This is a genomic window from Rothia sp. P7208 (assembly GCF_048512915.1).
GTDB lineage: Bacteria > Actinomycetota > Actinomycetes > Actinomycetales > Micrococcaceae > Rothia.
On record NZ_JBLXXW010000010.1, the window covers coordinates 1 to 22,386 of the forward strand.

Here is a 22,386-nt window from a genome sequence, read left to right on the forward strand (position 1 = left end):
TCGACAATAGTTCGTCACCAAACACCCCCATCATCTTTGGCTATAGAGGCTTTCTAGGAAAGCGAATGACGTTGTCTATAGTAGTCGATACGTTGCTGGAGGGTGTCTTCTAACTCCTCAATACTGCGACGTTCTAGAAGCATATCCCAGTGTGTGCGAACTGGTTTTTCCTGGGATTCCTCTTGATCGCCTTCACCGTTGACGAGGTATGCTTCATCTCCAGATTTTGCAGTCCACGTTTGGGGAATGTCGGCTTCTTGAGCAAAGGTGACAAAAACTCGCTCACCTTTTTCTGTTCGGTATTCAACTCGCTGTCGGGGAGCTGGCTCAACGCCTGCCTCAGTTTCCATCGACTGCGAACCAAGACGCATACCACGTAGGCTGCGATCGCTCATTTAATATCCTCCAAATGTGTTGGCTGAACCTCTATGAGAAAAACAGATAGGGGCGTAAAATATGCTGACTCACGTTAAGTGGGTCAAAGAAACATTATAGACCTTTTCCCTCTGTCGAATCTACCTATGAGGGCGAACCTGGTTTATTTTCAGTGGGAACTTCGATTCCGGTATTGAGTTTATCTAGGTTTGGGTTGAGGTCTTCTGGAGTGACTTTAATGATGTCCGTTTCGACGAGGGGCTCTTCAGCATTTTGTGCAGAAGGCTCTTGAGCTGTTTCTGTAGTGGCCATAGAATTTTCGGTGCTAAAGCTCTTTGGGTCAAAAGCATTTCCTAATCCGCGGAGGGCTTCTCCTAGTTCTGTAGGAATAAACCAGAGTTTGTTTGCATCACCTTCGGCGAGTTTTGGAAGTGTTTGTAGATATTGGTAAGTGAGCAATTTCTGTGAGGGGTTAGCTCGGTGAATAGCGTTAAAGACTTTTTGGACAGCTTGAGCTTCTCCGTCCGCACGAAGGATTGCTGCTTTTGCGTCACCTTCGGCAGTGAGAATTTGAGATTGCTTCTGACCTTCAGCGCGAAGAATTGCCGCACGGGAGTCGCCTTCAGCGGTAAGAATTTGAGATTGCTTCTGACCTTCAGCTGTTAAGATAGCAGCACGACGATCTCGTTCTGCACGCATTTGTTTTTCCATAGAATCTTGGATTGAAGCTGGTGGCTGAATCTCTTTAATATCCACGCGTGAAACACGGATACCCCAACGGCCAGTTGTACTATCGAGCACGCCTCGTAATTCGCTATTGATTTGGTCTCGAGAGGTAAGTGTTTGTTCAAGGTTGAGTCCACCGACGACGTTACGTAGCGTTGCTGAAGTGAGTTCGTCGACTGCGTGGATGTAATTGGTAATTTCGTAGGTGGCAGCTTGTGGGTCTGTTACTTGGAAATATACGACCGTGTCAATTCCTACTACAAGGTTATCTTCTGTGATAACTGATTGCGCTGGAAAGGATACAACCTGTTCGCGTAAATCAATGAGGGGGAGTACGCGGTCAATGAAGGGTACTGTGACGTGAAAACCTGGGTTGAGAGTAGTGTGGTATTTTCCGAGTCGTTCAACGATTCCTGCGCTGGCTTGGGGAATGATTCGTACTGCGCGTAAAAGAATAACTGCTACAAGAACAGCAAGTGATGTGAGGACAATTGTTAGCGGCATGGTATGCACAACCTTTCTCTGGTGCGTCTATCGGTGCGGTTTTAGGAGTTATGTTCGCCGATATACGCTGTTGCTCCTTTAATTTTCAAAACATAAGCATTTTGAGAGGGGGAGAAACTTTTATTTTTATCTACTGAACGTGCTGTCCAAGTGTCTCCAGCTAGCTCGACAAGCCCTGAATGTGAAGTTACTTGTTCAAGGATTTTAACTTCTTGTCCGATAAGTCCTGCGGTGTTTGTCGCAATATTTGGGGTGTTTTTATTAAGTCGGCGGATGAGCTTTGGGCGTGCAGCAAGTAAAAGCACAATACTGAGTACCGCGAAGATAAAGACTTGAATGTTGAGTGATTCAGTAAAAAGTGTTGAGGCTGATGTTCCTAAGGCTGCTAATGAAAGCATAAGGAAGAAAAAATCAAGGGAAAGAATCTCGATGATTGCCAGTAGGATGGCTGCGAGAATCCAAAAAGCCCAGAGGTGGTTAGCGAACCAATCAAACATATAAAGCTCCTTTTGCGGTATATCTTCATTATATTCTTATCGGCAAAGAAGAACCTAGTAGTTTTCACTTATACCCACTTTTCTAGATAGCCGATAATCTACATTATGTAAAGTAGATATAATTTTATACTCCCCAACTGTGCACGCGTCGCAACTCTTTGAAGCTTTTTCATGCGATAAACCACCGATGAATAATCTTGACAGACGACCGGTCATAAAACAGCGCTCTACCTGTCTTATGAAAATTAATGACACGACTGTCAATATATCTAGAAACCTTGTTGTGCCAGAGAGATAATGCAGATATATATTTTTATGGAAGGATATTCCTTATGGCCACTCGTTCTCGAACTCGAGGTTCTCTGAACCCTCATCTTAGTACTGCCATCGACATCTTAACGATTCTGTTCTTTGCTGGAATTGGCAGACATAATCACCATGAGCCTTTGTCTGGAACTTTCTTGACCGCTATCCCCTTTCTTTTAGGATTCTTAGCGATTCGTTTTGTTCCATTCGTTAAAGCTCGACCATTCTCCCTTATTTCTGGTGTTGCAATATGGGCTTCTGTTCTTATTATGGGGCATTTATTGCGACTTGTTTTTGGTGGTGGAACAGCATGGAGCTTCTTTATCGTGAGCGCGATTGTCTTAGCATTCTTCTTGGTGGGTTGGCGATGTGTGCTTCTCCTGCTTTCAAAAACAGTTTTTAAACACAAGCGTTGGAGACTTTCCTAAAAGTTCTTATAAAGCTAAGGCTCTAAGGGTTGCAGGGATGTATCACGCTGCAACCCTTAGAGCCTTAGTTAAACTTTTACTATAAGGTTTTATTTCTTGAAATTAATCCAAGCTTCAAGCTTTTCTTGAGCTTTACCCTCTGAAAGAGTTTCTTGAGCTGTCGCTACAGCGAGGCTGAATCGCTCCTTAAAGCTCGTGAGCTCTCCCGGCGTTTGATACGCCATAAATCCTATTGCTGAGTTGAGGACAACAGCATCATAAATGGCACCCTCACTAATCTTTCGAGACATTACATCTGAAAAAACCTGCGCATTGTAACGTGCGTCCGCCCCGCGCAAATCCTCTAACGGGTGGTATGTCAATCCAAAATCTCGAGGGTCAAATACCTGATGCTTAATCTCACCTCGGTAAATCTCCCAGATATCTGACGGCCCGCTGACCGTAATTTCATCTAAACCATCATGTCCTCTAAATACCAGTGCATGATGGTTTTCTCGTTGCGCAAAAACCCCCGCAATTTTTTGTGCAACATCTTCGCGAGCTACTCCAATAGCTGATGAAGTGACCTGAGCTGGATTCGTGAGTGGTCCAAGAATATTGAAGACAGATGGCACTCCCATCTGCCGTCGGACAGGGGCAACAAAACGCATCGAAGGGTGGAATACTTGCGCAAAAAGAAAAGCAATGCCGACCTCCACGCTGCACTGTTCAATTTCTTCGACGCTTAAATCTAAAGGAACGCCTAAGGCTTCGAGAACATCAGCTGAACCACTAGCCGACGATGAAGCCCTATTGCCGTGTTTGACAACAGGAACTCCACTAGCAGCAATAACAACAGCGGACATCGTTGAGATATTGACCGTATTTTGCTGATCTCCCCCAGTACCAACAATATCTACCGCACGCTGGTTAATCTGCGGATGGACGGCTTTGGACACCATTCCTTGAGAAAGAAGCTCAAGTTCTCGACTACTCTCCCCCTTCATATGTAAGCCCATAAGAAAGGCTCCCATGACGCTGTCGGGAGTTTGTCCTGTCATGATTTGATCCATGGCCCATAAGGCTTGTTCTTTGCCAAGTTCTTGGGACTTTTGTAAAGAGTTGAGAATGGATTTCCACGAGATTGCTGTCTGAGTCATACCCTGATTCTAGAACAAAGAACTCGATGAGCGTTTTTCTTGAGGGCAAAACAGTGCAAATGAGGTGCGCGGCATGAGAGTTACGTCAAGTTTACAGACATCGTGTCGCTATCTTCTGAAGAAAGATTTACCGCAAAACCGCGGAAAATAAGGGTTTTTTGCAACACACCTACTACTTTAAGGCCTAGGTTCTTGGTCTGAACGGTGTTTTACAGACATAATGTCTATGTGACAACTGCAACCCAAACTCCAAGTAAGTCGGCCCATCCGACTCTTAACCGTCCGAACAACGTCGCCGTAGGCACCGTTGTGTGGCTCGGTTCTGAGCTGATGTTCTTCGCCGGACTATTCGCAATGTACTTCACACTACGCGCTTCACGCCCCGACATCTGGGCAGAGAACGTAGTGTTTTTGGAAGTCCCACTAGCTACTTTTAACACCATTGTCTTGGTGCTGAGCTCCGTGACCTGCCAATTCGGTGTTTTCAAAGCTGAGCAACTCAAGCCTCGCCGTACCGGTTCCCTGTTGAACGTCAAGGAATGGGGCATGGTCGAGTGGTTCCTTCTAACCTTCGTCATGGGTGCATTCTTTGTTTCCATGCAGGTTTACGAATATGCAACCCTCGTATCTGAAGGCGTAACCATCGCCTCTAGCGCATATGGCTCAGCGTTCTACATCACCACCGGCTTCCACGCGCTCCACGTGACCGCGGGACTCGTAGCGTTCCTATTCATCATTGGCCGCGCATACGTGGCAAAACGCTACGGTCACTACGAAGCAACGAGTGCCGTTGTTGTTTCCTACTACTGGCACTTTGTTGATGTCGTCTGGCTTGCGCTTTTCGGTGTTGTCTACTTCCTACGATAAGTAGAAAATACGAACGAAAAACCATAGCTCAACAGATTATTCAGCACACACACAACTAAGGAACTATTCGACGTGAAGGCAATTTCTCAGAAGCGGCGTCATCCGCTTGCAGCCCTCGTGTTACTTCTTTTTGCTCTAGTTCTCACCGGTGGCCTCTATGCAGTTGCCACGGCTACAAACGAAGCAAGAGCAGAAACTAAGAACACCTATACTGCAGAACAGGTTGAAGCAGGACAAAAACTCTTTGTCTCCAACTGTGCAACATGCCATGGTGCAAATGCAGAAGGAACTGCAGACGGTCCCTCCCTCATTGGCGTAGGCGCTGCTGCTGTTGATTTCCAGGTAGGAACTGGACGTATGCCTCTGCAGATGCAAGGTCCGCAGGCTCAAACTAAACCAGTACAGTTTAATAAAGAAGAAACTGCTCAACTAGTCGCTTATGTTGCTTCCCTCGGCGTTGGTCCAGCAATCCCCGAAGACGAATATCTCGATGTGTCTAAAGGTAACGCTGCTAACGGAGCTAAAGTCTTCTTAGCAAACTGCGCTATGTGCCACAACGCAGCAGGTGCAGGCGGTGCACTAACTCGCGGCAAATGGGCGCCTTCACTAATGGGCGTCGAAGAAAGCCACATCTACGAGGCTATGGCAACCGGACCTCAGAACATGCCAGTATTCAACGACGCAAACATCACTCCAGAAGAAAAGCGTGACGTCATCACCTACCTGAAGTCTCAGGAATACAACGTCTCCCCTGGCGGCTTCAAAATTGGCTCTCTTGGCCCTGTGGCTGAAGGTCTACTCATTTGGACTGTTGGACTAGGCATTGTTCTAGTATTTACCATCTGGCTAACATCACGTTCTGCTTAAAACAACACACACATAAGATTTCGTACCAAGGAAGATTTGAGGCAACACATGGGTAACCATAGTGACGGTGTACAGGAACATTCCTCAGCCGTAGTTACCTCTCACGAGGAAAGTAAGGAGAAGTTCAGTGATCCTGGACTGCCTCCGCACGCTCCGCGCCTGACCGACGTGGACCCCAAAAAAGCTAAAGCCGCAGAACGCCAGGTTATTGCTCTGTTCATCATTTCGATGCTCGGATCAGTACTCTTCTGGTTTGCGTACTTTGGTGTTCGTATCGGCGGAGACTACTACGACGTATTGAACCCAGCCGCGACAGACCAGCTACGTCTGCAAAATCTGTTGCTCGGCTTGGGCATTGCGTTTGCAATGTTTGGTATCGGTATCGGTATCGTCCATTGGGCACGTACCTTGATGCCTGATCACGAAATGATGGAAGAGCGTCACGCCGTTCGTACCGAAGAAGATCGTGCAAAAGCTCAAGAAATCATCGAAACTGTTATCGAAGAATCCGGCATTAAGCGTCGTCCACTGCTTCGTAACACTCTCATCGGCTCTATGATTCTTGCTCCACTAACCTTCGTCACCTTCCTTCGTGACCTAGGCCCAGCAGATCCAGCTGTCCTCAAATATACTCTCTGGGATAAGGGTGTCCGTCTTGTACGTGACCCTTCTGGAACACCTATTAAGGCATCCGACGTTACTATCGGCTCTGCATACCACGTGCTTCCAGAAACTCTGGTTTCCGTATCTCACGAAAATGGATACCTCGAAGAGAAAGCAAAAGCAGTTGTTCTGCTTATGCGTCTTGACCCAGCTGAGCTGAAAGTCTCTAAGGGCCGTGAAGACTGGAACGTTGACGGCATTATTGCGTATTCCAAAGTGTGCACCCACGTAGGTTGCCCTATCGCTCTTTACGAACAGCGTACGCACCACCTTTTGTGCCCTTGCCACCAGTCCACCTTTGACGCTGCTGACGAGTGTAAGGTTGTGTTTGGCCCAGCCGGTCACGCACTACCCCAGCTTCCTATCACCGTAGATGATGAAGGCTACCTCGTAGCCCGTAGCGACTTCAAAGAGCCTGTTGGTCCCGCTTATTGGGAACGTGCACAACACGTTAAAGAGATGGCAGGTGAACAATAAAAATGTCACATACTACTCAGACTGAATACACTCCAAAAACTTCAACCGGTCGTATCGCGAACTTTGTGGACTCCCGTGTTGGACTCTCTGGAATTGTTAAAGAGTTTGGTCGCAAAATCTTCCCTGACCACTGGTCCTTCATGTTCGGTGAGGTCGCTCTTTATAGCCTCGTAATCCTCATCCTCTCCGGAACGTTCTTGACGTTCTGGTTCAACCCTTCAACAGCTTCAGTAGCCTATGATGGCTCCTACCTGCCGATGAAGGGCACTGAAATGTCAGTAGCGTTTGAATCTGCACTCCATATCTCCTTTGATATTCGTGGTGGTCTTCTGATTCGTCAGATTCACCACTGGGCAGCGTTGATGTTCATGCTCGCTATCTGCATCCATATGCTTCGCGTATTCTTTACCGGTGCTTTCCGTAGACCACGCGAGCTGAACTGGGTTGTTGGCTGTGTTCTCTTTATCCTCGGCATTTTTGCTGGATTTACCGGATACTCCCTACCCGACGATGTTCTTTCTGGTAATGGTCTACGTATTGTCGATGGCATTATGATGGCGATTCCAGTTGTGGGAACTTATCTGTCTCTCTTCTTCTTCGGAGGAGAATTCCCTGGACATTACATCATTGGGCGTTTGTACTCCTTGCACATTATGATCATTCCCGCGTTGATTCTTCTATGTGTAGCTATTCACCTGTTCATGGTTGTTGTTCACAAACACACCCAATATCCAGGTCCAGGACGTCGTGAAGATAACGTTGTGGGCTTCCCTGTTGGCCCAGTTTACGCTGCCAAAGCTGGCGGTTTCTTCTTCATCGTCTTCGGAATCATCGCGTTTTTGGCGGCGACTTTCACCATCAACGCTATTTGGAACTACGGACCTTACGATCCCTCCCCTGTTCAGGCAGGTACTCAGCCTGACTGGTACGTTGGTTTTGGCGATGGTGCATTACGTCTCTGGCCTGGCGTTTGGCCATTCCATTGGGAATTTGAATTCCTCGGTGGCACTTGGGTCCTGAACGTTCTTCTCCCCTTTGCCATGGCTGGCGTTATCATCATGTTCATGTTCGGATGGCCGTGGATTGAACGTTGGGTTACTAAAGACGATAAGGAACACCATATTCTTGATCGTCCTCGTAATGCTCCTTTCCGTACTGGAGCTGGTGTTGCTGGCGTTATCGCATATAGTGTTTTGATGATTGCAGCGTCTTCTGACCTCATCGCAACTCACTTCCATGTATCTTTGAACGACGTTGCTTATTGGCTACGAGTCCTATTCTTCATTGGTCCAGTCATTGGTTATATGATTACTTATCGTCTGTGCTTATCGCTTCAGCGTAAAGACCGAGAACTTGTCTTGCACGGTATTGAAACTGGTCGCGTTGTACAGCTTCCTCACGGTGAATTTATTGAGGTACATAAACCACTAGATGAGTTCCGCCGTTACAAACTGGTTGCCTTTGAAAACCATGAAGTTATTCCTGCCCAACCTAACAAGAAGGGTAAGATTTCTTTGATGGAAAAGACTCGTGGCAAACTATCTCAGCTATGGTTTGAAGATAGAGTTGCTCCGGTAACTCCTGTTGAGCTTGAAGCAGCACACCATGATCACGGTCATGATGAGCTGGATTCTCATTCATCTGGTGGAGCCCTCGAGAAGAAAAACATACTTCTTCTTCATATGGGGTGGCACGGGATAAAATAGCCTGTGCCACCCCTTATGTTTTATACAGACCGTTATGAATTTCGCCGTGAGGCCTCACAATAGCTAGAAGAAGTATCACCAAAACATCAGCCCGAGCCCACTCCATCTCTTCAACACACCGCGTACGCTTCATCTTCGCAACCTGTTCCCACTCAGCAGCCCTCTGCTGTCACTTCCCCACCTCAGCTACCGGTTCCGGCGAACAACGCCCAGTGTAATCCGCCGTTACCCTTGTCTGAGGTTGCCGGAATTATCTAGAGTGTTTGTGAGAAGTTCATGCGTGAGAAGTACACCTCCGAAAACAGGCTCACAGAGCTAGGAGCCTATGACTGAGCAACTGCGTGAGTTTCATGGCTGAGATTGGGGCGTATAAGGGCGGGAGGCCGAAGAACAGAAGCCCAGCGCGCGGCCTTAGCGAAAGGCTCACGCGCTGGGAAGGGCGTGAAGAATGCCTTAGCCGATCGACAGCAGAGCGCAGATTCAGGCTTTGTAAGAGGCCGGGTATAACCAATGCGAAGTTGCCGAAAAATGGGTTTAGGTATTGCCACAATCAAATGTGCGGGGAACTGAGCTGAAAGGTATTATTCCTGAAGCTTAGTCAGGGTATGACCGCTTTATTCCCTTTCCCCACCTTGTCCCTCACTCCTTCAACGTTCCTACCGCCTGGGGCAATCGAGGTTCTTGGATGCTCCTCACGGTACCTCCTAAAGACGGGTATGGTTGATTCTTTTCCTTCCTCGGAGGAATCTTCTCAAAACTGCCGTCTGAGGCAATAACAAAGACAGCTGAGCCACAAGCATTAAAGCTGCTAGATGCTGCTGAAGTACAAGGTTCACACCTGCTCCAAGAAGTACTATCGAGAGTAGAAGCTTGTTCTTCTTCATTTGTTCGTTCTTCCTTTCGCCCCAGAGCATCTTCACTCTAGTGATTGGCGACACTTAAACCCCATCACACACACTTTATACAAGTCAACTTACTACATCGCAAACTGATAAAAGAAACAACAAACTCCCTAGTCAGCAAGCTCTCAAAAAAACTTACGTAACATTCTTACTGTCGGGGTGCTAAGTGACAACACCACCGAGCCTTGACGGAGCAGCACTCAGCCCAACCAGCACCTATACACCCCTAGAAATACCGAACCACCACCGAAAACCTCAGCGCCCCACCAAAAAGAAAACTCAATTTACTTACACACGTCTGGCACTGAGGTGCAACCCCGTAAAGAATCTTCCCCCTGACTTACAGTAGACCTCAAAACCGTCAATACAAAGCATGGACGAAAACACAAAATACTGCCCCGTGTGCTCTAAAAACCTCAGCAGAAGCCAATGCTCTATACCTTTATTGCTCAGGATTGTGCAAAACCAAAGCCTCGATAAGCGTGATACTCAAGCGACCAGTCTATAAGCACCAATTCAGATTCTTAGAACCTCTTAGCGTAAACGGTGTGCTTTAGTCGAAGATGTTTTGTACTCAACTCCATGTTCTTCTCATAATGGAGGACATAAAAAATGGTGTTCTAGGTTCATAATGAACCTAGAACACCATTGACAATGATGTCTATAGCCAGCTCTATTAGTGAGCGTGATCTCCACGGTTATATTCGTAGACCCAACCGACACAAGCTAGAACCGATAGCGGAAGCGCAATGCCTACAATCCACCAGCCCAAAGCTAAGCCAATCACTAATAGTGCGCAGACTGCCGCAATCACAATAGGCCACCATGACCAAGGAGAATAGAAGCCATAGTCTCCTGCAGCTTCAATAATTTCTCCATCTTCGTTGTCATTAGGCTGATCCGGATGCAATTTATCGGTGTAGAACAAGAACCCCGATAGGAACAAACACATAATGGCAGTAACCATAATTGCGGGGAAACCTGCTAAATCAGTGAACTTCGACATGAAACCGTAGACAAGTCCAACGGGGATGAGGAAGACTCCGATGATTCCAAAAAGCCAAGCAATACTCTTCATCGTTACTTCCTTTCTCCACTTGTCACAGCCTGACGAGCAGCCATCGCAACATCAACGTTAGTTGAGAGCTCTGGGTGATGCAGGTCAAGAGCTGGACGTTCAGAACGGATACGTGGCAAAGCGGTGAAGTTGTGACGAGGAGGTGGGCAAGATGTCGCCCATTCCAAGGACGCACCGAAGCCCCATGGGTCATCAACTTCAACCTTGGTTCCATAGCGTGCTGTGATGTAAACATTCCAGAAGAACGGAATCATCGATACTGCAAGAATCATGGAACCAATAGTGGAGAACTGATTCATCCACGTAAAACCATCTTCAGGCATGTAGTCTGCATAACGACGAGGCATACCTACGACACCTAACCAATGCTGGATAAGGAAGGTCATATGGAAACCTGTAAATAGGAGCCAGAAATGAATTTTACCTAGACGCTCGTTGAGCATTTTGCCAGTCCACTTAGGCCACCAGAAATAGAAGCCTGCGAACATGGAGAATACTACTGTACCGAAGATAACGTAGTGGAAGTGTGCTACCACAAAGTAGGTATCTGATACGTGGAAGTCTAGTGGAGGTGTTGCCAAAATAATACCGGTCAAACCGCCGAAAAGGAATGTTACCAAGAACCCGAGAACCCAAATAATGGGTGTCTCAAAGGTAATTGATCCTCGCCACATGGTGCCAATCCAGTTGAAGAACTTCATACCGGTGGGAACACCAATCATCATGGTCATGAAGGAGAAGAACGGCAACATTACTGCACCTGTAACGTACATATGGTGTGCCCACACCGTTACAGAGAGAGCAGCAATCGAAATCGTTGCAAAGACTAGACCTTTATAACCAAAAATAGGTTTACGGGAGAATACCGGAATAATCTCAGAAACAATACCGAAGAATGGGAGTGCTAGAACATATACCTCGGGGTGTCCGAAGAACCAGAAGAGGTGTTGCCACAGAATAGCGCCACCATTTTCAGGGTCAAAGATATGCCCACCAAGACGACGATCCATTCCCAGCGCAAAGAGAGCAGATGCTAGAGGGGGGAAGATCATAATGATCAAGATGGAGGTGATAAGTGTTGTCCATGTGAAAACGGACATACGCCACATCGTCATACCCGGAGCGCGCATGCACAAGATAGTGGTAATGAAGTTGACTCCACCCATGATAGTTCCAAAACCCTGAAGGGCAAGACCGAAGACCCAAAGGTCTCCACCAATGCTTGGCGAATAGGTTGTGCTATTCAATGGCGCGTATGCGAACCAACCGAAGGAAGCCGCACCTTGAGGAGTGATAAACCCAGCAATGGCAACAAGAGAACCAAAGAGGAAGAACCAGAATGCTAATGCGTTTAGTCGTGGGAACGCAACGTCTGGAGCACCAATTTGCAAGGGAATAAGGATGTTTGCAAAACCGGTAAATGCAGGGGTACCAAACATGAGAAGCATGAGGGTTCCGTGCATAGTGAACAGCTGGTTGAACTGTTCTTTAGTTTGCAAGAATTGCATACCAGGTTCAAAAAGCTCAATACGCATGAGTAGAGCCATGATACCTGCAATGCAGAAGAAGATGAATGATGCTATAAGGTACATGTACCCAATAGTTTTGTGGTCAGTGGAAGTTATCCAATTGACGAAAATTCGCCCTTTAGATTTAGGTACCACGCGGGGGGCAACCTGACCCCCATCCGCTGAGTATTCCAAGCTAGTCACGGGTCACCTCTTAGTTTCGGATGTTTTGATTAGGATTACGGTTGTATTCATCACCGAGAATACCCTGAGTTTCAGGGTTTGAAGCCAATTTCTTCATATAAGCTTCGTATTCTTCAGGAGAAACAACCTTGACGTTGAAGAGCATTTCCGAATGGTATTCGCCGCAAAGCTCTGCACACTTACCAGCATATGTAGCTTCTTCAGCACCAGTGGTGAAGTACATGTGGTTGGTCATACCAGGAACGGTGTCTCGTTTTTCCAAGAAAGCAGGAACCCAGAATGAGTGAATAACATCGCGGGTTTTAAGAACGAGATCAACAGTTGAATTCGTTGGCAAATATAGAGTTGGAAGAGTCTCTTCGACTCCTTCGGAACCGTCAACGTTCAAATGTGCTTGAACACCTGAAGTGTGCACATTGGAATCTAGGTAGTTGAAGTCCCAAGCCCACTGCTTGCCATACACTTCAATGGTGACGTCAGGGTTATCAGATTTTGGTGCAGTGATTTGACGTTCAGCAGTATCAGAGAACGTAAACAAGCTGACAATCATGATAACCGGAATAATGGTGTAGAAGATCTCCAGAGGAGCGTGGTAGCTCAGCTGGCGTGGATAACCGGTTTCATTTTTGCGTCGACGGTAGGCAATAATGCACCAAAGCATTAGTCCCCATGTAATCAACCCAACAACGATGGCAGCAGCCCAAGATCCAATCCATAAATCCATGATGGTGTCTGCGTTATCGGTAACTCCACGCTTCGTGGGCAACCAACCCACCTCTGCCTGATCTGAACAACCTGTCATCAGCAATACAGAAGCTGAGGCAATGGTGCTAGTAGCCAGTGCCTTGAGCTTAATACTGCCGGTTCGATGCTGCGAACTCACAGACGGCCCTTCCTTTTAGCGGTGTGCGTGCTATCTAAGACGAAAACTGTGTGTGGACAGAAAACGCCTCTAAAAATTCTTTCAGTATGAGCTTACCTTGATTCTGCTCATTCTGCTGACACTGTGTCACTGAACTTGCCGCTATTTCTTAACTATTTCGGTATTTTTACTCTTTTAAGAGGGATATCAGGGTTGTTAGTAGATCTTATTAACCTCAATATCCCTCTCAAAACTTTGTCATCACGACTCTTAGTGGAAAGAATCTCCACAAGCACAAGAACCTTGTGCATTGGGGTTGTCGATAGAAAATCCCTGTTTTTCAATGGTGTCTTCAAAATCAATGGTTGATCCATCGAGATAAGGAACACTCATTCGGTCAACAATGACTTCTACCCCATCGAAAGAACGGATTGCGTCTCCCTCGAGGACTCTTTCATCGAAGTACAACTGATAAATTAGCCCTGAACAACCTCCTGGCTGAACAGCGACACGTAGACGCAAATCTGTTCGGCCCTCTTGTTCTAGTAGGGCGCGTACCTTCTGTGCCGCAACGTCAGTCAGATTGACTCCGTGTGTGGGAGTGTCGGTGGTTACTGTTTCGGTCATTACCAATTCCTTCTCTTAGTGGATTAGCTTGCATAAAGCAGACTAAAGGTATGTGCTACTCAATATCCTAGAACATAAATACTCTTATCAGTATTCCTTGAAGCTCTAACGTGTTGAGAGACATTGTTCGTTGAAGAAAACGAAAGCACTATTGGCTCAGGTGGCTAATCATCAAAGCCTCAGCCAAAATAGCGCGCTCAAAATCAGGAAGATATAGAGACTCGTTTGCGCTATGAGCGCGAGTATCTGGATCTTCAATTCCGGTAATCAGAATATGAGCCTCAGGGAAGACCTCTTTGAGGTCTGCAATAAACGGGATAGATCCGCCCATGCCTGTTTGTACGGGCTCAACATCCCAAGCGGTGTGCATTGCGGCTAAAGCAAGCTCAACGCTGTCTTCTGTTGGGTCTGCACTGAAAGGCTGTCCACTATCTGATGCCGTATATCGAACTTCTGCACCCCACGGAACATGCTTAAGTAAGTGCTCTTCAAGTTTCTGGTGCGCTTCTTGAGGGTTTTGTCCCGGTGCGAGTCTCATGCTTAACATTGCTCGAGAACTTGCTGCAATAGTATTTGAAGACTCGGCTACTGATGGAATATCCATTCCAATAATAGAGATAGCTGGCTGTGCCCATAGGCGCGAGGTGATACTTCCTTCACCTGCAAGAGTTACTGAATCAAGAATTCCTGAGTCTTGACGGAAGTCTGCTTCTGGGTATTCAACCTCAGGTTCAGGTGCATAAGTTAAACCTTCAACTGCTACTGAACCTTTAGCGTCGTGTAATGTGCTCAACAAGCGAACTAAAACAGTATGAGCATCCAACATTGGGCCACCAAACATACCAGAATGAACAGCATGATCACCCACACGAACTTCCACTGATCCACTGGCAACACCACGTAAGCCCGTCGTTAAAGCAGGAACACCCGCACGCCAATTCGCCGAGTCAGCAACCACAATCACATCGCTAGCCAACTTCTCACGATACTTCTGAATAAACGACGTAAAACTCGGCGAACCAGCTTCTTCCTCTCCCTCAATAAAAAGAGTTACTCCAGCTAAAAATTGTTCACCAAGTACCTCGCTCACAGCACGAAACGCAGACAAGTGAGCCATAATGCCAGCTTTATCGTCAGCTGCCCCGCGACCATACAACCGGTTACCTTTGCGAGTAGCCACAAAAGGCTCAGTATCCCAAAGTGCGCAATCACCAACCGGCTGAACATCGTGATGGGCATAAAGCAAAATGGTGGGATACCCTTCAGCAGCAGGCTTCGTTGCAACAACAGCAGGCATACCCTCTTTTTGATCAGGCCCATACGAGGCGCTAAGAATCTCTACCTCTGGAAAACCAGCAGCTAAAGCTAACTCCTTGACCTTCTGAGCGCTACGAGTAACCTCAGAAAGATCAAAACTTTCCCACGCAATAGATGGGATAGCAACAAGATCTGTCAACTCTTGAAGAGTCTGCTCAAAATCCTGACCAATCTTCTCTTGAAGAGCCTGACGATACGGAAAACTAAACTTTGATTCAATACTCATAGATATAACATTACGCGGTTATGAGCGTTCTTGCAGATTCTCCGATATTCTTAGAGAGTGTTTGGACGTAAAAAGAAATCTAGTGAACAAGAGCCCCTGGTAGAAGAAACCACGGTAGCTCCCAATGAAGACCCCCAAAACCCGCATTACACTGCACCCAAAGGGCGACCAACCCCTTCTCGAAAAGAACGAGAAGCAGCACGGAAAAAACCTCTCATACCGGCTGATAGAAAAGCCGCGAAACAAGCAGAGCGAGAAGCCATCCGCGAACAACGCCTACGCGAAAACAGAGCAATGCACACCGGCGAAGAACGGTATCTACCGGCACGAGATAAAGGACCTCAACGTCGCTATATTCGTGACTATGTAGACGCCCGATTCAACATTGGTGACTTCATGATTCTTGCTGTCATCTTTATCTTCGTTCTGGGACTATTTACCCCTCAACTACGCTTCATCTCCACTGCTCTTATGTGGCTATTCATCCTCATCTGGGCACTCGACAGCTGGATGATGTGGCGTAAATTGAAGAAGAAACTCCTCGAAAAATTTTCAGACATCGAACCAGGAAGCGCATTCTATGCGGTCAATCGTGTCCTGATGATTCGACGCTTCCGCCTACCGAAGCCACAGGTTAAACGCGGAGAATACCCACGATAAAAAACCTATAAAAATACTCCGTGTTCGTTTACTTTCTAGTAAACGAACACGGAGTATTTTTATATATTAAGAGCGTAAAGCCAATAAATCCTTATTAATGCGGTGAGCCCACAACGGCCCCTCATACAAGAACGCAGTGTACCCCTGAACTAAATCAGCTCCAGCATCCAAACGTTCCTGAACGTCCTGAGCATCAGTAACTCCGCCCACTGCAATAATTGACAAACGCTCACCCACATATTCTTTGAGCAAACGAATAACCTCTAACGACCGAGACCTAAGAGGCCTGCCCGAAAGACCTCCCTCACCACAAGCTGCAACTTCTTCTGCAGAAGAAACCAAGCCTAGATTCTCTCGAGCGATAGTCGTATTTGTCGCGATAATTCCGTCGAGCCCTAAATCAACAGCTAACTGTGCAATATCTTTAATATCTTCATCCGCAAGATCCGGAGCAATCTTCACCGCCAAGGGAACTCGACGAGAAGAGACAACCTTATCAGCCTCAGCCCGAACAACTTCAAGTAACGGACGTAAAGATTCCACTGACTGCAAAGAACGCAACCCCGGAGTATTCGGAGAGCTAACATTGACAACTAAATAATCAGCCTGTGGCGCCAACGTACGCGTACTAATCTTATAATCTTCTAAAGCGTCTTCCAAAGGTACAACTTTTGTCTTCCCGATATTGACCCCCACAATAGGCCGCACCTGCTGAGAATCATATTCAGCATCAATATCAGCTCTTGCACTAGCAATACGCGGACCAACTGTCGCTGCACCATCATTATTAAATCCCATGCGATTAACCACCGCATAATCTTTGACTAAACGGAAAAGACGTTTGGGCGGATTGCCCGGTTGAGCATGCGCCGTAACAGTACCGACTTCAACATGCCCAAAACCTAAATCAGTTAAAGCGTTAATAGCTCGAGCCTCTTTATCAAAACCAGCAGCCAAACCAAAAGGAGACGGAAAATCTAATCCCATGACGGTGGTCTTAAGCTGCGGATGAGGCCGCAAAAAACGACGACCCAAACGAGTCACCCCAGAAGCCCTGAGGAATCGGATACCCCAATAACCCACCCTATGGGCTTTCTCCGCGTCCATAGGGACAAAAATAACTTTGAATAAGGCAGGATAAATCCTCATAACAACCTCTTTACCATCAGCAATACAACGCTACAACAATTCTAACGTTTCAAAAAATTTAAGACTAACGCCCCGCAACCTGATCTACCGCACCACCATAACGACGATCACGGCGAGCATACTGCTCAACAGCATCCCACAGCACCAAACGGTCGACATCTGGCCACAACACATCAAGAAACACCAGCTCTGCATAAGCACTTTGCCACAACAAGAAATTTGAAGTACGTAACTCCCCCGAAGACCGAAGAAACAAATCAACATCAGGTACTTCTGGATGATACAAATACCGCGCTAACATCTTCTCATTCACAGACTGCGGTTTAACCACCCCTGCAGCAGCATCTTGAGCAAGAGCTTGAGCAGCGTCTGCAATCTCAGCACGCCCACCATAGTTGACACACATAACTAACGTGCATACCGTATTATTTTTTGTCTGCTCCTGACAATATTCCAGCTGACGGATAACAGATTTCCAAAGCTTTGGCTTACGTCCTGACCACAGAACCCTAACACCCCATGACTGCAAAGTATCTAACTGACGAGTCAAAACTTCCGTCACAAAACGCATAATAAAACTGACTTCATCAATACTGCGACGCCAATTCTCTGTAGAAAAAGCATAAGCGGAAACGTACGGAATGCCCATCTCAATAGCACCAGCAACCACATCAACAAGAGAATGCTCCCCCGCTTTATGGCCCTCATTACGAGGCAAACCGCGTTGATTAGCCCAACGCCCATTACCGTCCATCACCACCGCAACATGACGCGGAACAAACTGACTCGGAATCTTCGGAGCAACAGCCCCAGAAGGGTGCGGATCAGGAAAAACAGGCATAACTACATATCCTTTTTCAACAGGGAGAACGATTTAAGAGGTTTCTCTAAATGCCATTGTACGTACCCAGAGACAAAAGAGAAGGCAGCTCGAGATAACAACTCCGTATCTAGCTGAGCCAACCTCCCCCACTGAGAACGACTAACAAGTATCAAATACTGACGAACATCCTCTGACATCACAAAAACTTTAGAATGAACAATAGAACGACTACACACGTTACATACAGCACCATATTCTGATGCAAACCGCCACGGACCCTCACAACCATCACAAATAGCACAAGAATCTAGCGAGAAACCCCAGCCAGCATACCCTAATGCACGGAGCACATAAGAATTAAGAACATCATAAGGACGAAGACGCTCTTGAGCTAAAGCAGACAAAGCACCAGCTAAAAGAAGAAAATGAGACTCAACAACCTCACCTTCAAAAGAGGTTAACGCCTCAGCAACCTCGCTCAAAGCAGAAGCAACAATATAGGAAGAATAATTACCCATAATTGCACCTGTATAAGCACGCCGAGTCTGAACCTGCGTCACCGTCGCTAAATTTTTACCTGACCGTAAAGACACATCAACGTACATAAACGGCTCAAGCCGACCACCAAAAGCAGAACGTCCTTTACGCACACCACGAGCCACCGCATGAACCACACCATGAGAACGGGTCAAGAGAATGATAATACGGTCGCTCTCCCCCAAAACTTGGGTCCTCAATACTAATGCCTGATCCGTATACGAACGCGACGTTGAAGCTACCGTACTCACAACAGCCATTATCTCATATCACCGAAAGAAGAACAGAAAACCGGCACAAGAACTCTTCAAGCTCCTACGCCGGTTTCCCTAGCAATATCAGAAAAATTTTAGCCTTCTTCACGTAAAGCACGGTTCACCGCAGAAGTAAGAGCCTTTAACGAAGACCACGTCGTTGACGAGTCAATACCGATACCCCATAACACACGATTGCCAACAGCTGCCTCAATATAGCTAGCAGCCTGAGCCTCTGACGTTGAAGATAACGTATGCTCAGAATAATCAAGCACCCTCAAATCAACACCTTCAGACTGAAAAATAGACTGCATCGCATGAATGGGTCCGTTACCCGTACCAACTCGTTCAAAACGGCGACCAGCAACATTCAACCCCACACGTAAGGTCGTCACACCACCGGCTTGAGACTCTACAACCATGGAATCCAAATAGAACCTTCCCCAACGCTGAGCGACATCATGATGAGGTAAATACTCATCATTAAAAATCCTCCAAAGATTCTCAGACGTAACTTCGCCACCCTCAGCATCTGTCTGAGCCTGAACAATCGACGAAAACTCAATCTGCGCACGGCGAGGTAAGTCTAAACCAAAATCTTTCTTCATAAGATAAGCGACCCCACCCTTACCAGACTGAGAATTTACACGAATAACAGCCTCATAACTACGGCCAACATCTCGCGGATCAATCGGAAGATACGGAACCTCCCACACCAAATCGTCAATGCTCTTTCCTTGTTGCTGAGCAGCCTTCTCCATTGCTTCAAAACCCTTTTTAATAGCGTCCTGATGAGAACCAGAAAAAGCCGTGAAAACGAGGTCTCCACCGTATGGAGAACGCTCATGTACCGGAAGCTGATTACAATACTCAACGGTACGACGAACCTCATCAATTTGAGAAAAATCAATCTTAGGGTCAATTCCTTGCGTAAACAGGTTTAACCCTAAAGTAACTAAATCGACGTTACCAGTGCGCTCGCCATTACCAAACAAACATCCCTCAATACGATCTGCTCCGGCAAGATACCCAAGTTCTGCTGCAGCAACTCCTGTTCCTCGATCATTATGAGGGTGCAAAGACAAAATGACGTGTTCTCGATGTTCAAGATGTCGACTCATCCACTCAACAGAGTCAGCATATACATTCGGAGTTGCCATCTCCACCGTTGCCGGAAGGTTAATAATCACTTCACGTCCGGGGCCGATGCCTAACTCGTTTGTTACCGCGTTGCAGACTCGTGCAGCATATTCTAATTCAGTTCCAGTAAAAGACTCTGGTGAATACTCATAGGTGATTTCTGTGCAAGAAGCGTATTGTTCCTCATATTTCATGCACAAGCGTGCACCGTTAAGGGCAATGTCTAAGATGCCGTCTTGATCTTGATTAAAAACAACCTTGCGCTGCAAAACAGAAGTAGAATTATAAAAATGAACAATGGCTCGTTGAGCCCCTGCAAGAGCCTCAAAAGTCCGTTCAATAAGATGCTCGCGGCACTGCACTAACACCTGAATCGTGACATCGTCAGGGATATGTCCACCCTCAATAAGAGTACGAACAAAATTAAAATCAGTTTGTGAAGCAGACGGAAACCCTACCTCAATTTCCTTATATCCCATCCTCACAAGTAGCTTAAACATTGCTAGTTTACGTTCGCTATCCATGGGATCGATAAGTGCCTGATTACCATCTCGTAAATCGACAGCGCACCAACGTGGTGCCTGCGTCGCAACCTTATGTGGCCACGTTCTATCAGGTAAGTCAACAGCAATCTTTTCAGAAAAAGGGCGGTACTTATGTACTGGCATAGGGGAAGATTTTTGAAAATTTTTCATGGTGTATGATGCCTTAGCTTGAAGAAAAAGAAAGATCGGAAACAAAACTCCGTAACGACTCTCCGAACTCGTCAATACTGAATTTTAGGGGTCGTTACGGCAACTAAGGAGAAAATAAGAAATATGTATCACCTCTTGAACGTACCACGAGAGTGAAATTCCTCAAGAAAACAACTCTCCCCCATTCCAATATATGAAAAGGGTGTGTAGCTTTATGACAAAGCTACACACCCCAATATTTTTAACGCTCAACCCTAATATTCATAGGATTGCTGGCATTTTACCTGATCAGCAGTTTGACCAGAAGCATCACCAGCAATAGACGTTTCTTTCTGCGAAAGAACATCCCCCGACGTGAAATCCTGACCAATCACTACAGTCACAGCATCATAAGAAGCCGATCCTTCAACCGCCGTAATACCGAGTTTTTGAGCAATCTGCTGAGCTTGTCCCGCGTAACCAGCTGGATAATATACCGCTGAAGCCGCGTATTCAGTATCAGAATGTTCTGCCGTAATACGTGAATATCCCAAGGAAGCGACCACTTTTTCAATATCCTGTTCACGATGTTCAGCGCCTGAAGCGTTAAGCACCGTAATCGGAGCAGAATAATCTAAAGAGACCTGCTCCTCAGCTGCCTGCTCAGATTCTTCAGTCTCTTCTGTTGGCGCTTGTTCCGGAGTAGGAGCAGGCTTATCCGTCAGTCCACGATCCTCGCGAAGGCGTTCGAATAGGTCTTCTGAAGAAGGAGCCAATTGCAACTTATTTGCATCATAAAGATATGGCTCATGCGGAACTGTCGCAAAAACTACTTTGCTCAAATCTATGCCAGCAAACATGGTGCCAATATTGACAAGGGTTGCCGGATTCGTCAATCCTTTATCTACCGTGACGTTCTGGGTAATAGCCTCAGCAATATTAAATAACTGAGTAGGGTTCGTCAACGTTCCCTCTGATTTAACCTTACGTAGAAGAGACGCAAGAAAACTTTGTTGAGCAGCAATTCGACTGGTATCACTACCATCACTATAACCGTGACGAGAACGCAAAAATGCTAGAGCCTGTTCCCCCTCTACCGATGAAACGCCTGCAGGTAACTTCAAACCGCTGTAGGAATCATCGATAGCTTGGGTGACACATACCTGAACGCCACCAACAACATGAGAAAGAGCCTTGACCGCATTAAAATCGACAAGCATAAAATGGTCAATATTAATACCGGTCAAAGAACTAATGGTTGCTACCGTACAACCAGGACCACCGTGATTGAGCGATTCATTAATCTGCAGTCCAGAAGCTGCTGGATAGACCATTCCCGTGGTAGGGCTCGTGCATTTGGGGATGTCAACGATGAGATCTCGTGGAAAAGAAATCACCGAAACGTTTTGACGGTCTTGGCTTACCTGAACCAGCATCATCACATCTGAACGGGCCCCAGAATTAGCGTCTTCCAAACTACCGTAAGCAGCATTGTTGCCAGCTCGTGTATCTGAACCAATGACAAGAATATCTAAAGGTCCATCGCTGAGACGTCCATTAGCATATTCACCAATGTTCAGTGACGCTGTATGGACATTAGTACGCAGACGTAAAAGATTAACTCCTGCTACTGCCACCATAAAAAGAAACACTCCAACGCAGGACAAAGCAATCCATCGGTAAGGACGGGAACGTACCGGCTCTTGACGCATGTGTCGCCCAAACCCTACAAGACGATTCGGGCCGGAAGAGTTCTGCTTCGGATGTGTCACTGATTCTCCCATCAGAAAATACTAAAAATAATGGTTTGGGTCATATCTATATACTCAATCATCGCTACCGCACGATAACGTGCATGAGTGGTCGCCAT

21 protein-coding genes are annotated in these 22,386 nt (G+C 46.6%); 6 read left to right on the plus strand and 15 right to left on the minus strand.

The annotated features are described in order from the left end of the window. Positions 1-53 precede the first annotated feature (53 nt). The 3 genes from ACN084_RS07965 to ACN084_RS07975 form a co-directional block, all read right to left on the minus strand. Positions 54-395, minus strand: coding sequence for an RNA polymerase-binding protein RbpA (locus ACN084_RS07965; protein ID WP_419101718.1), 342 nt, complete (start codon positions 393-395; stop codon positions 54-56). Positions 396-519: 124 nt separating this feature from the next. Then, positions 520-1,605, minus strand: a complete 1,086-nt coding sequence (locus ACN084_RS07970) for an SPFH domain-containing protein (protein WP_419106500.1) — start codon at positions 1,603-1,605, stop codon at positions 520-522. A 41-nt stretch (positions 1,606-1,646) separates the two neighbouring features. Then, positions 1,647-2,102, minus strand: a complete 456-nt coding sequence (locus ACN084_RS07975) for an NfeD family protein (protein ID WP_419106501.1) — start codon at positions 2,100-2,102, stop codon at positions 1,647-1,649. A 332-nt stretch (positions 2,103-2,434) separates the two neighbouring features. Here ACN084_RS07975 and ACN084_RS07980 point away from each other — a divergent pair, with 332 nt between their 5' ends. Continuing rightward, positions 2,435-2,836, plus strand: coding sequence for a DUF3054 domain-containing protein (locus ACN084_RS07980; RefSeq protein ID WP_419106502.1), 402 nt, complete (start codon positions 2,435-2,437; stop codon positions 2,834-2,836). An 89-nt stretch (positions 2,837-2,925) separates the two neighbouring features. On the opposite strand, the gene trpD is transcribed toward ACN084_RS07980, so the two are convergent. Next, positions 2,926-3,975: an anthranilate phosphoribosyltransferase gene (gene trpD, locus ACN084_RS07985; protein ID WP_419101714.1), complete on the minus strand. Its 1,050-nt coding sequence runs from the start codon at positions 3,973-3,975 to the stop codon at positions 2,926-2,928. A gap of 228 nt (positions 3,976-4,203) precedes the next feature. Between trpD and ACN084_RS07990 the strand changes: the two genes are divergently transcribed. The 4 genes from ACN084_RS07990 (at position 4,204) to ACN084_RS08005 (ending at position 8,555) form a co-directional block, all read left to right on the plus strand. Further along, entirely contained in the window at positions 4,204-4,842 is a 639-nt protein-coding gene (locus ACN084_RS07990) for a cytochrome c oxidase subunit 3 (RefSeq protein WP_419101713.1), read from the plus strand. Positions 4,843-4,914: 72 nt separating this feature from the next. Beyond that, positions 4,915-5,709 (plus strand): c-type cytochrome, encoded by a 795-nt coding sequence (locus tag ACN084_RS07995; RefSeq protein ID WP_419101712.1) that lies wholly within the window; start codon positions 4,915-4,917, stop codon positions 5,707-5,709. A gap of 48 nt (positions 5,710-5,757) precedes the next feature. Next, positions 5,758-6,849 (plus strand): Rieske 2Fe-2S domain-containing protein, encoded by a 1,092-nt coding sequence (locus ACN084_RS08000; RefSeq protein WP_419101711.1) that lies wholly within the window; start codon positions 5,758-5,760, stop codon positions 6,847-6,849. Positions 6,850-6,851: 2 nt separating this feature from the next. Beyond that, a complete protein-coding gene (locus tag ACN084_RS08005) occupies positions 6,852-8,555 on the plus strand; it encodes a cytochrome b (protein WP_419106503.1) in 1,704 nt (567 codons plus the stop codon). Between the two features lie 704 nt (positions 8,556-9,259). Here ACN084_RS08005 and ACN084_RS08010 read toward each other — a convergent pair. The 6 genes from ACN084_RS08010 to ACN084_RS08035 form a co-directional block, all read right to left on the minus strand. Further along, positions 9,260-9,439: a hypothetical protein gene (locus tag ACN084_RS08010; protein WP_419106504.1), complete on the minus strand. Its 180-nt coding sequence runs from the start codon at positions 9,437-9,439 to the stop codon at positions 9,260-9,262. Between the two features lie 694 nt (positions 9,440-10,133). Next, a complete protein-coding gene (locus ACN084_RS08015; protein WP_419101709.1) occupies positions 10,134-10,535 on the minus strand; it encodes a cytochrome c oxidase subunit 4 in 402 nt (133 codons plus the stop codon). 2 nt (positions 10,536-10,537) lie between these two features. After that, complete coding sequence (gene ctaD / locus ACN084_RS08020) at positions 10,538-12,247, minus strand: cytochrome c oxidase subunit I (RefSeq protein ID WP_419106505.1); 1,710 nt, start codon at positions 12,245-12,247, stop codon at positions 10,538-10,540. Positions 12,248-12,257: 10 nt separating this feature from the next. Continuing rightward, complete coding sequence (gene coxB, locus ACN084_RS08025; protein ID WP_419106506.1) at positions 12,258-13,130, minus strand: cytochrome c oxidase subunit II; 873 nt, start codon at positions 13,128-13,130, stop codon at positions 12,258-12,260. Positions 13,131-13,379: 249 nt separating this feature from the next. Then, on the minus strand, positions 13,380-13,736 hold the full coding sequence (locus ACN084_RS08030) for a HesB/IscA family protein (protein WP_419106507.1): 357 nt from the start codon (positions 13,734-13,736) through the stop codon (positions 13,380-13,382). A 148-nt stretch (positions 13,737-13,884) separates the two neighbouring features. Continuing rightward, positions 13,885-15,279, minus strand: coding sequence for a dipeptidase (locus tag ACN084_RS08035; RefSeq protein ID WP_419106508.1), 1,395 nt, complete (start codon positions 15,277-15,279; stop codon positions 13,885-13,887). Positions 15,280-15,336: 57 nt separating this feature from the next. On the opposite strand from ACN084_RS08035, the gene ACN084_RS08040 reads away from it, so the two are divergent. Then, entirely contained in the window at positions 15,337-15,939 is a 603-nt protein-coding gene (locus ACN084_RS08040; RefSeq protein WP_419101704.1) for a DUF3043 domain-containing protein, read from the plus strand. 66 nt (positions 15,940-16,005) lie between these two features. Here ACN084_RS08040 and ACN084_RS08045 read toward each other — a convergent pair whose 3' ends face one another. From ACN084_RS08045 to ACN084_RS08065, 5 genes are all read right to left on the minus strand, one after another. Next, positions 16,006-17,088, minus strand: coding sequence for a quinone-dependent dihydroorotate dehydrogenase (locus ACN084_RS08045; protein ID WP_419106509.1), 1,083 nt, complete (start codon positions 17,086-17,088; stop codon positions 16,006-16,008). A 64-nt stretch (positions 17,089-17,152) separates the two neighbouring features. Continuing rightward, the gene (locus ACN084_RS08050; protein WP_419106510.1) at positions 17,153-17,929 is read right to left on the minus strand and encodes an isoprenyl transferase; all 777 of its coding nucleotides are present in this window, start codon (positions 17,927-17,929) and stop codon (positions 17,153-17,155) included. A 2-nt stretch (positions 17,930-17,931) separates the two neighbouring features. Beyond that, entirely contained in the window at positions 17,932-18,708 is a 777-nt protein-coding gene (recO, locus tag ACN084_RS08055) for a DNA repair protein RecO (protein WP_419106511.1), read from the minus strand. A gap of 89 nt (positions 18,709-18,797) precedes the next feature. Continuing rightward, positions 18,798-20,537, minus strand: a complete 1,740-nt coding sequence (gene leuA / locus ACN084_RS08060) for a 2-isopropylmalate synthase (protein WP_419101700.1) — start codon at positions 20,535-20,537, stop codon at positions 18,798-18,800. A 254-nt stretch (positions 20,538-20,791) separates the two neighbouring features. Then, positions 20,792-22,288 carry an LCP family protein gene (locus ACN084_RS08065; protein ID WP_419106512.1) on the minus strand — a complete coding sequence of 499 codons (1,497 nt, stop codon included), beginning with the start codon at positions 22,286-22,288 and terminating at the stop codon, positions 20,792-20,794. Positions 22,289-22,386: the final 98 nt, after the last annotated feature.

What these genes read in the sequence shown, in the direction of transcription:
- ACN084_RS07970 (WP_419106500.1), bottom strand. Translation starts at nt 1,605, where the DNA reads ATGCCGCTAACAATTGTCCTCACATCACTTGCTGTTCTTGTAGCAGTT.
- ACN084_RS08005 (WP_419106503.1), top strand. Translation starts at nt 6,852, where the DNA reads ATGTCACATACTACTCAGACTGAATACACTCCAAAAACTTCAACCGGT.
- leuA (WP_419101700.1), bottom strand. Translation starts at nt 20,537, where the DNA reads ATGAAAAATTTTCAAAAATCTTCCCCTATGCCAGTACATAAGTACCGC.
- ACN084_RS08015 (WP_419101709.1), bottom strand. Translation starts at nt 10,535, where the DNA reads ATGAAGAGTATTGCTTGGCTTTTTGGAATCATCGGAGTCTTCCTCATC.
- ACN084_RS07980 (WP_419106502.1), top strand. Translation starts at nt 2,435, where the DNA reads ATGGCCACTCGTTCTCGAACTCGAGGTTCTCTGAACCCTCATCTTAGT.
- ACN084_RS08035 (WP_419106508.1), bottom strand. Translation starts at nt 15,279, where the DNA reads ATGAGTATTGAATCAAAGTTTAGTTTTCCGTATCGTCAGGCTCTTCAA.
- ACN084_RS08045 (WP_419106509.1), bottom strand. Translation starts at nt 17,088, where the DNA reads ATGAGGATTTATCCTGCCTTATTCAAAGTTATTTTTGTCCCTATGGAC.
- ACN084_RS08030 (WP_419106507.1), bottom strand. Translation starts at nt 13,736, where the DNA reads ATGACCGAAACAGTAACCACCGACACTCCCACACACGGAGTCAATCTG.
- recO (WP_419106511.1), bottom strand. Translation starts at nt 18,708, where the DNA reads ATGGCTGTTGTGAGTACGGTAGCTTCAACGTCGCGTTCGTATACGGAT.
- ACN084_RS07975 (WP_419106501.1), bottom strand. Translation starts at nt 2,102, where the DNA reads ATGTTTGATTGGTTCGCTAACCACCTCTGGGCTTTTTGGATTCTCGCA.
- ACN084_RS08050 (WP_419106510.1), bottom strand. Translation starts at nt 17,929, where the DNA reads ATGCCTGTTTTTCCTGATCCGCACCCTTCTGGGGCTGTTGCTCCGAAG.
- ACN084_RS08000 (WP_419101711.1), top strand. Translation starts at nt 5,758, where the DNA reads ATGGGTAACCATAGTGACGGTGTACAGGAACATTCCTCAGCCGTAGTT.
- trpD (WP_419101714.1), bottom strand. Translation starts at nt 3,975, where the DNA reads ATGACTCAGACAGCAATCTCGTGGAAATCCATTCTCAACTCTTTACAA.
- ACN084_RS07965 (WP_419101718.1), bottom strand. Translation starts at nt 395, where the DNA reads ATGAGCGATCGCAGCCTACGTGGTATGCGTCTTGGTTCGCAGTCGATG.
- ACN084_RS08010 (WP_419106504.1), bottom strand. Translation starts at nt 9,439, where the DNA reads ATGAAGAAGAACAAGCTTCTACTCTCGATAGTACTTCTTGGAGCAGGT.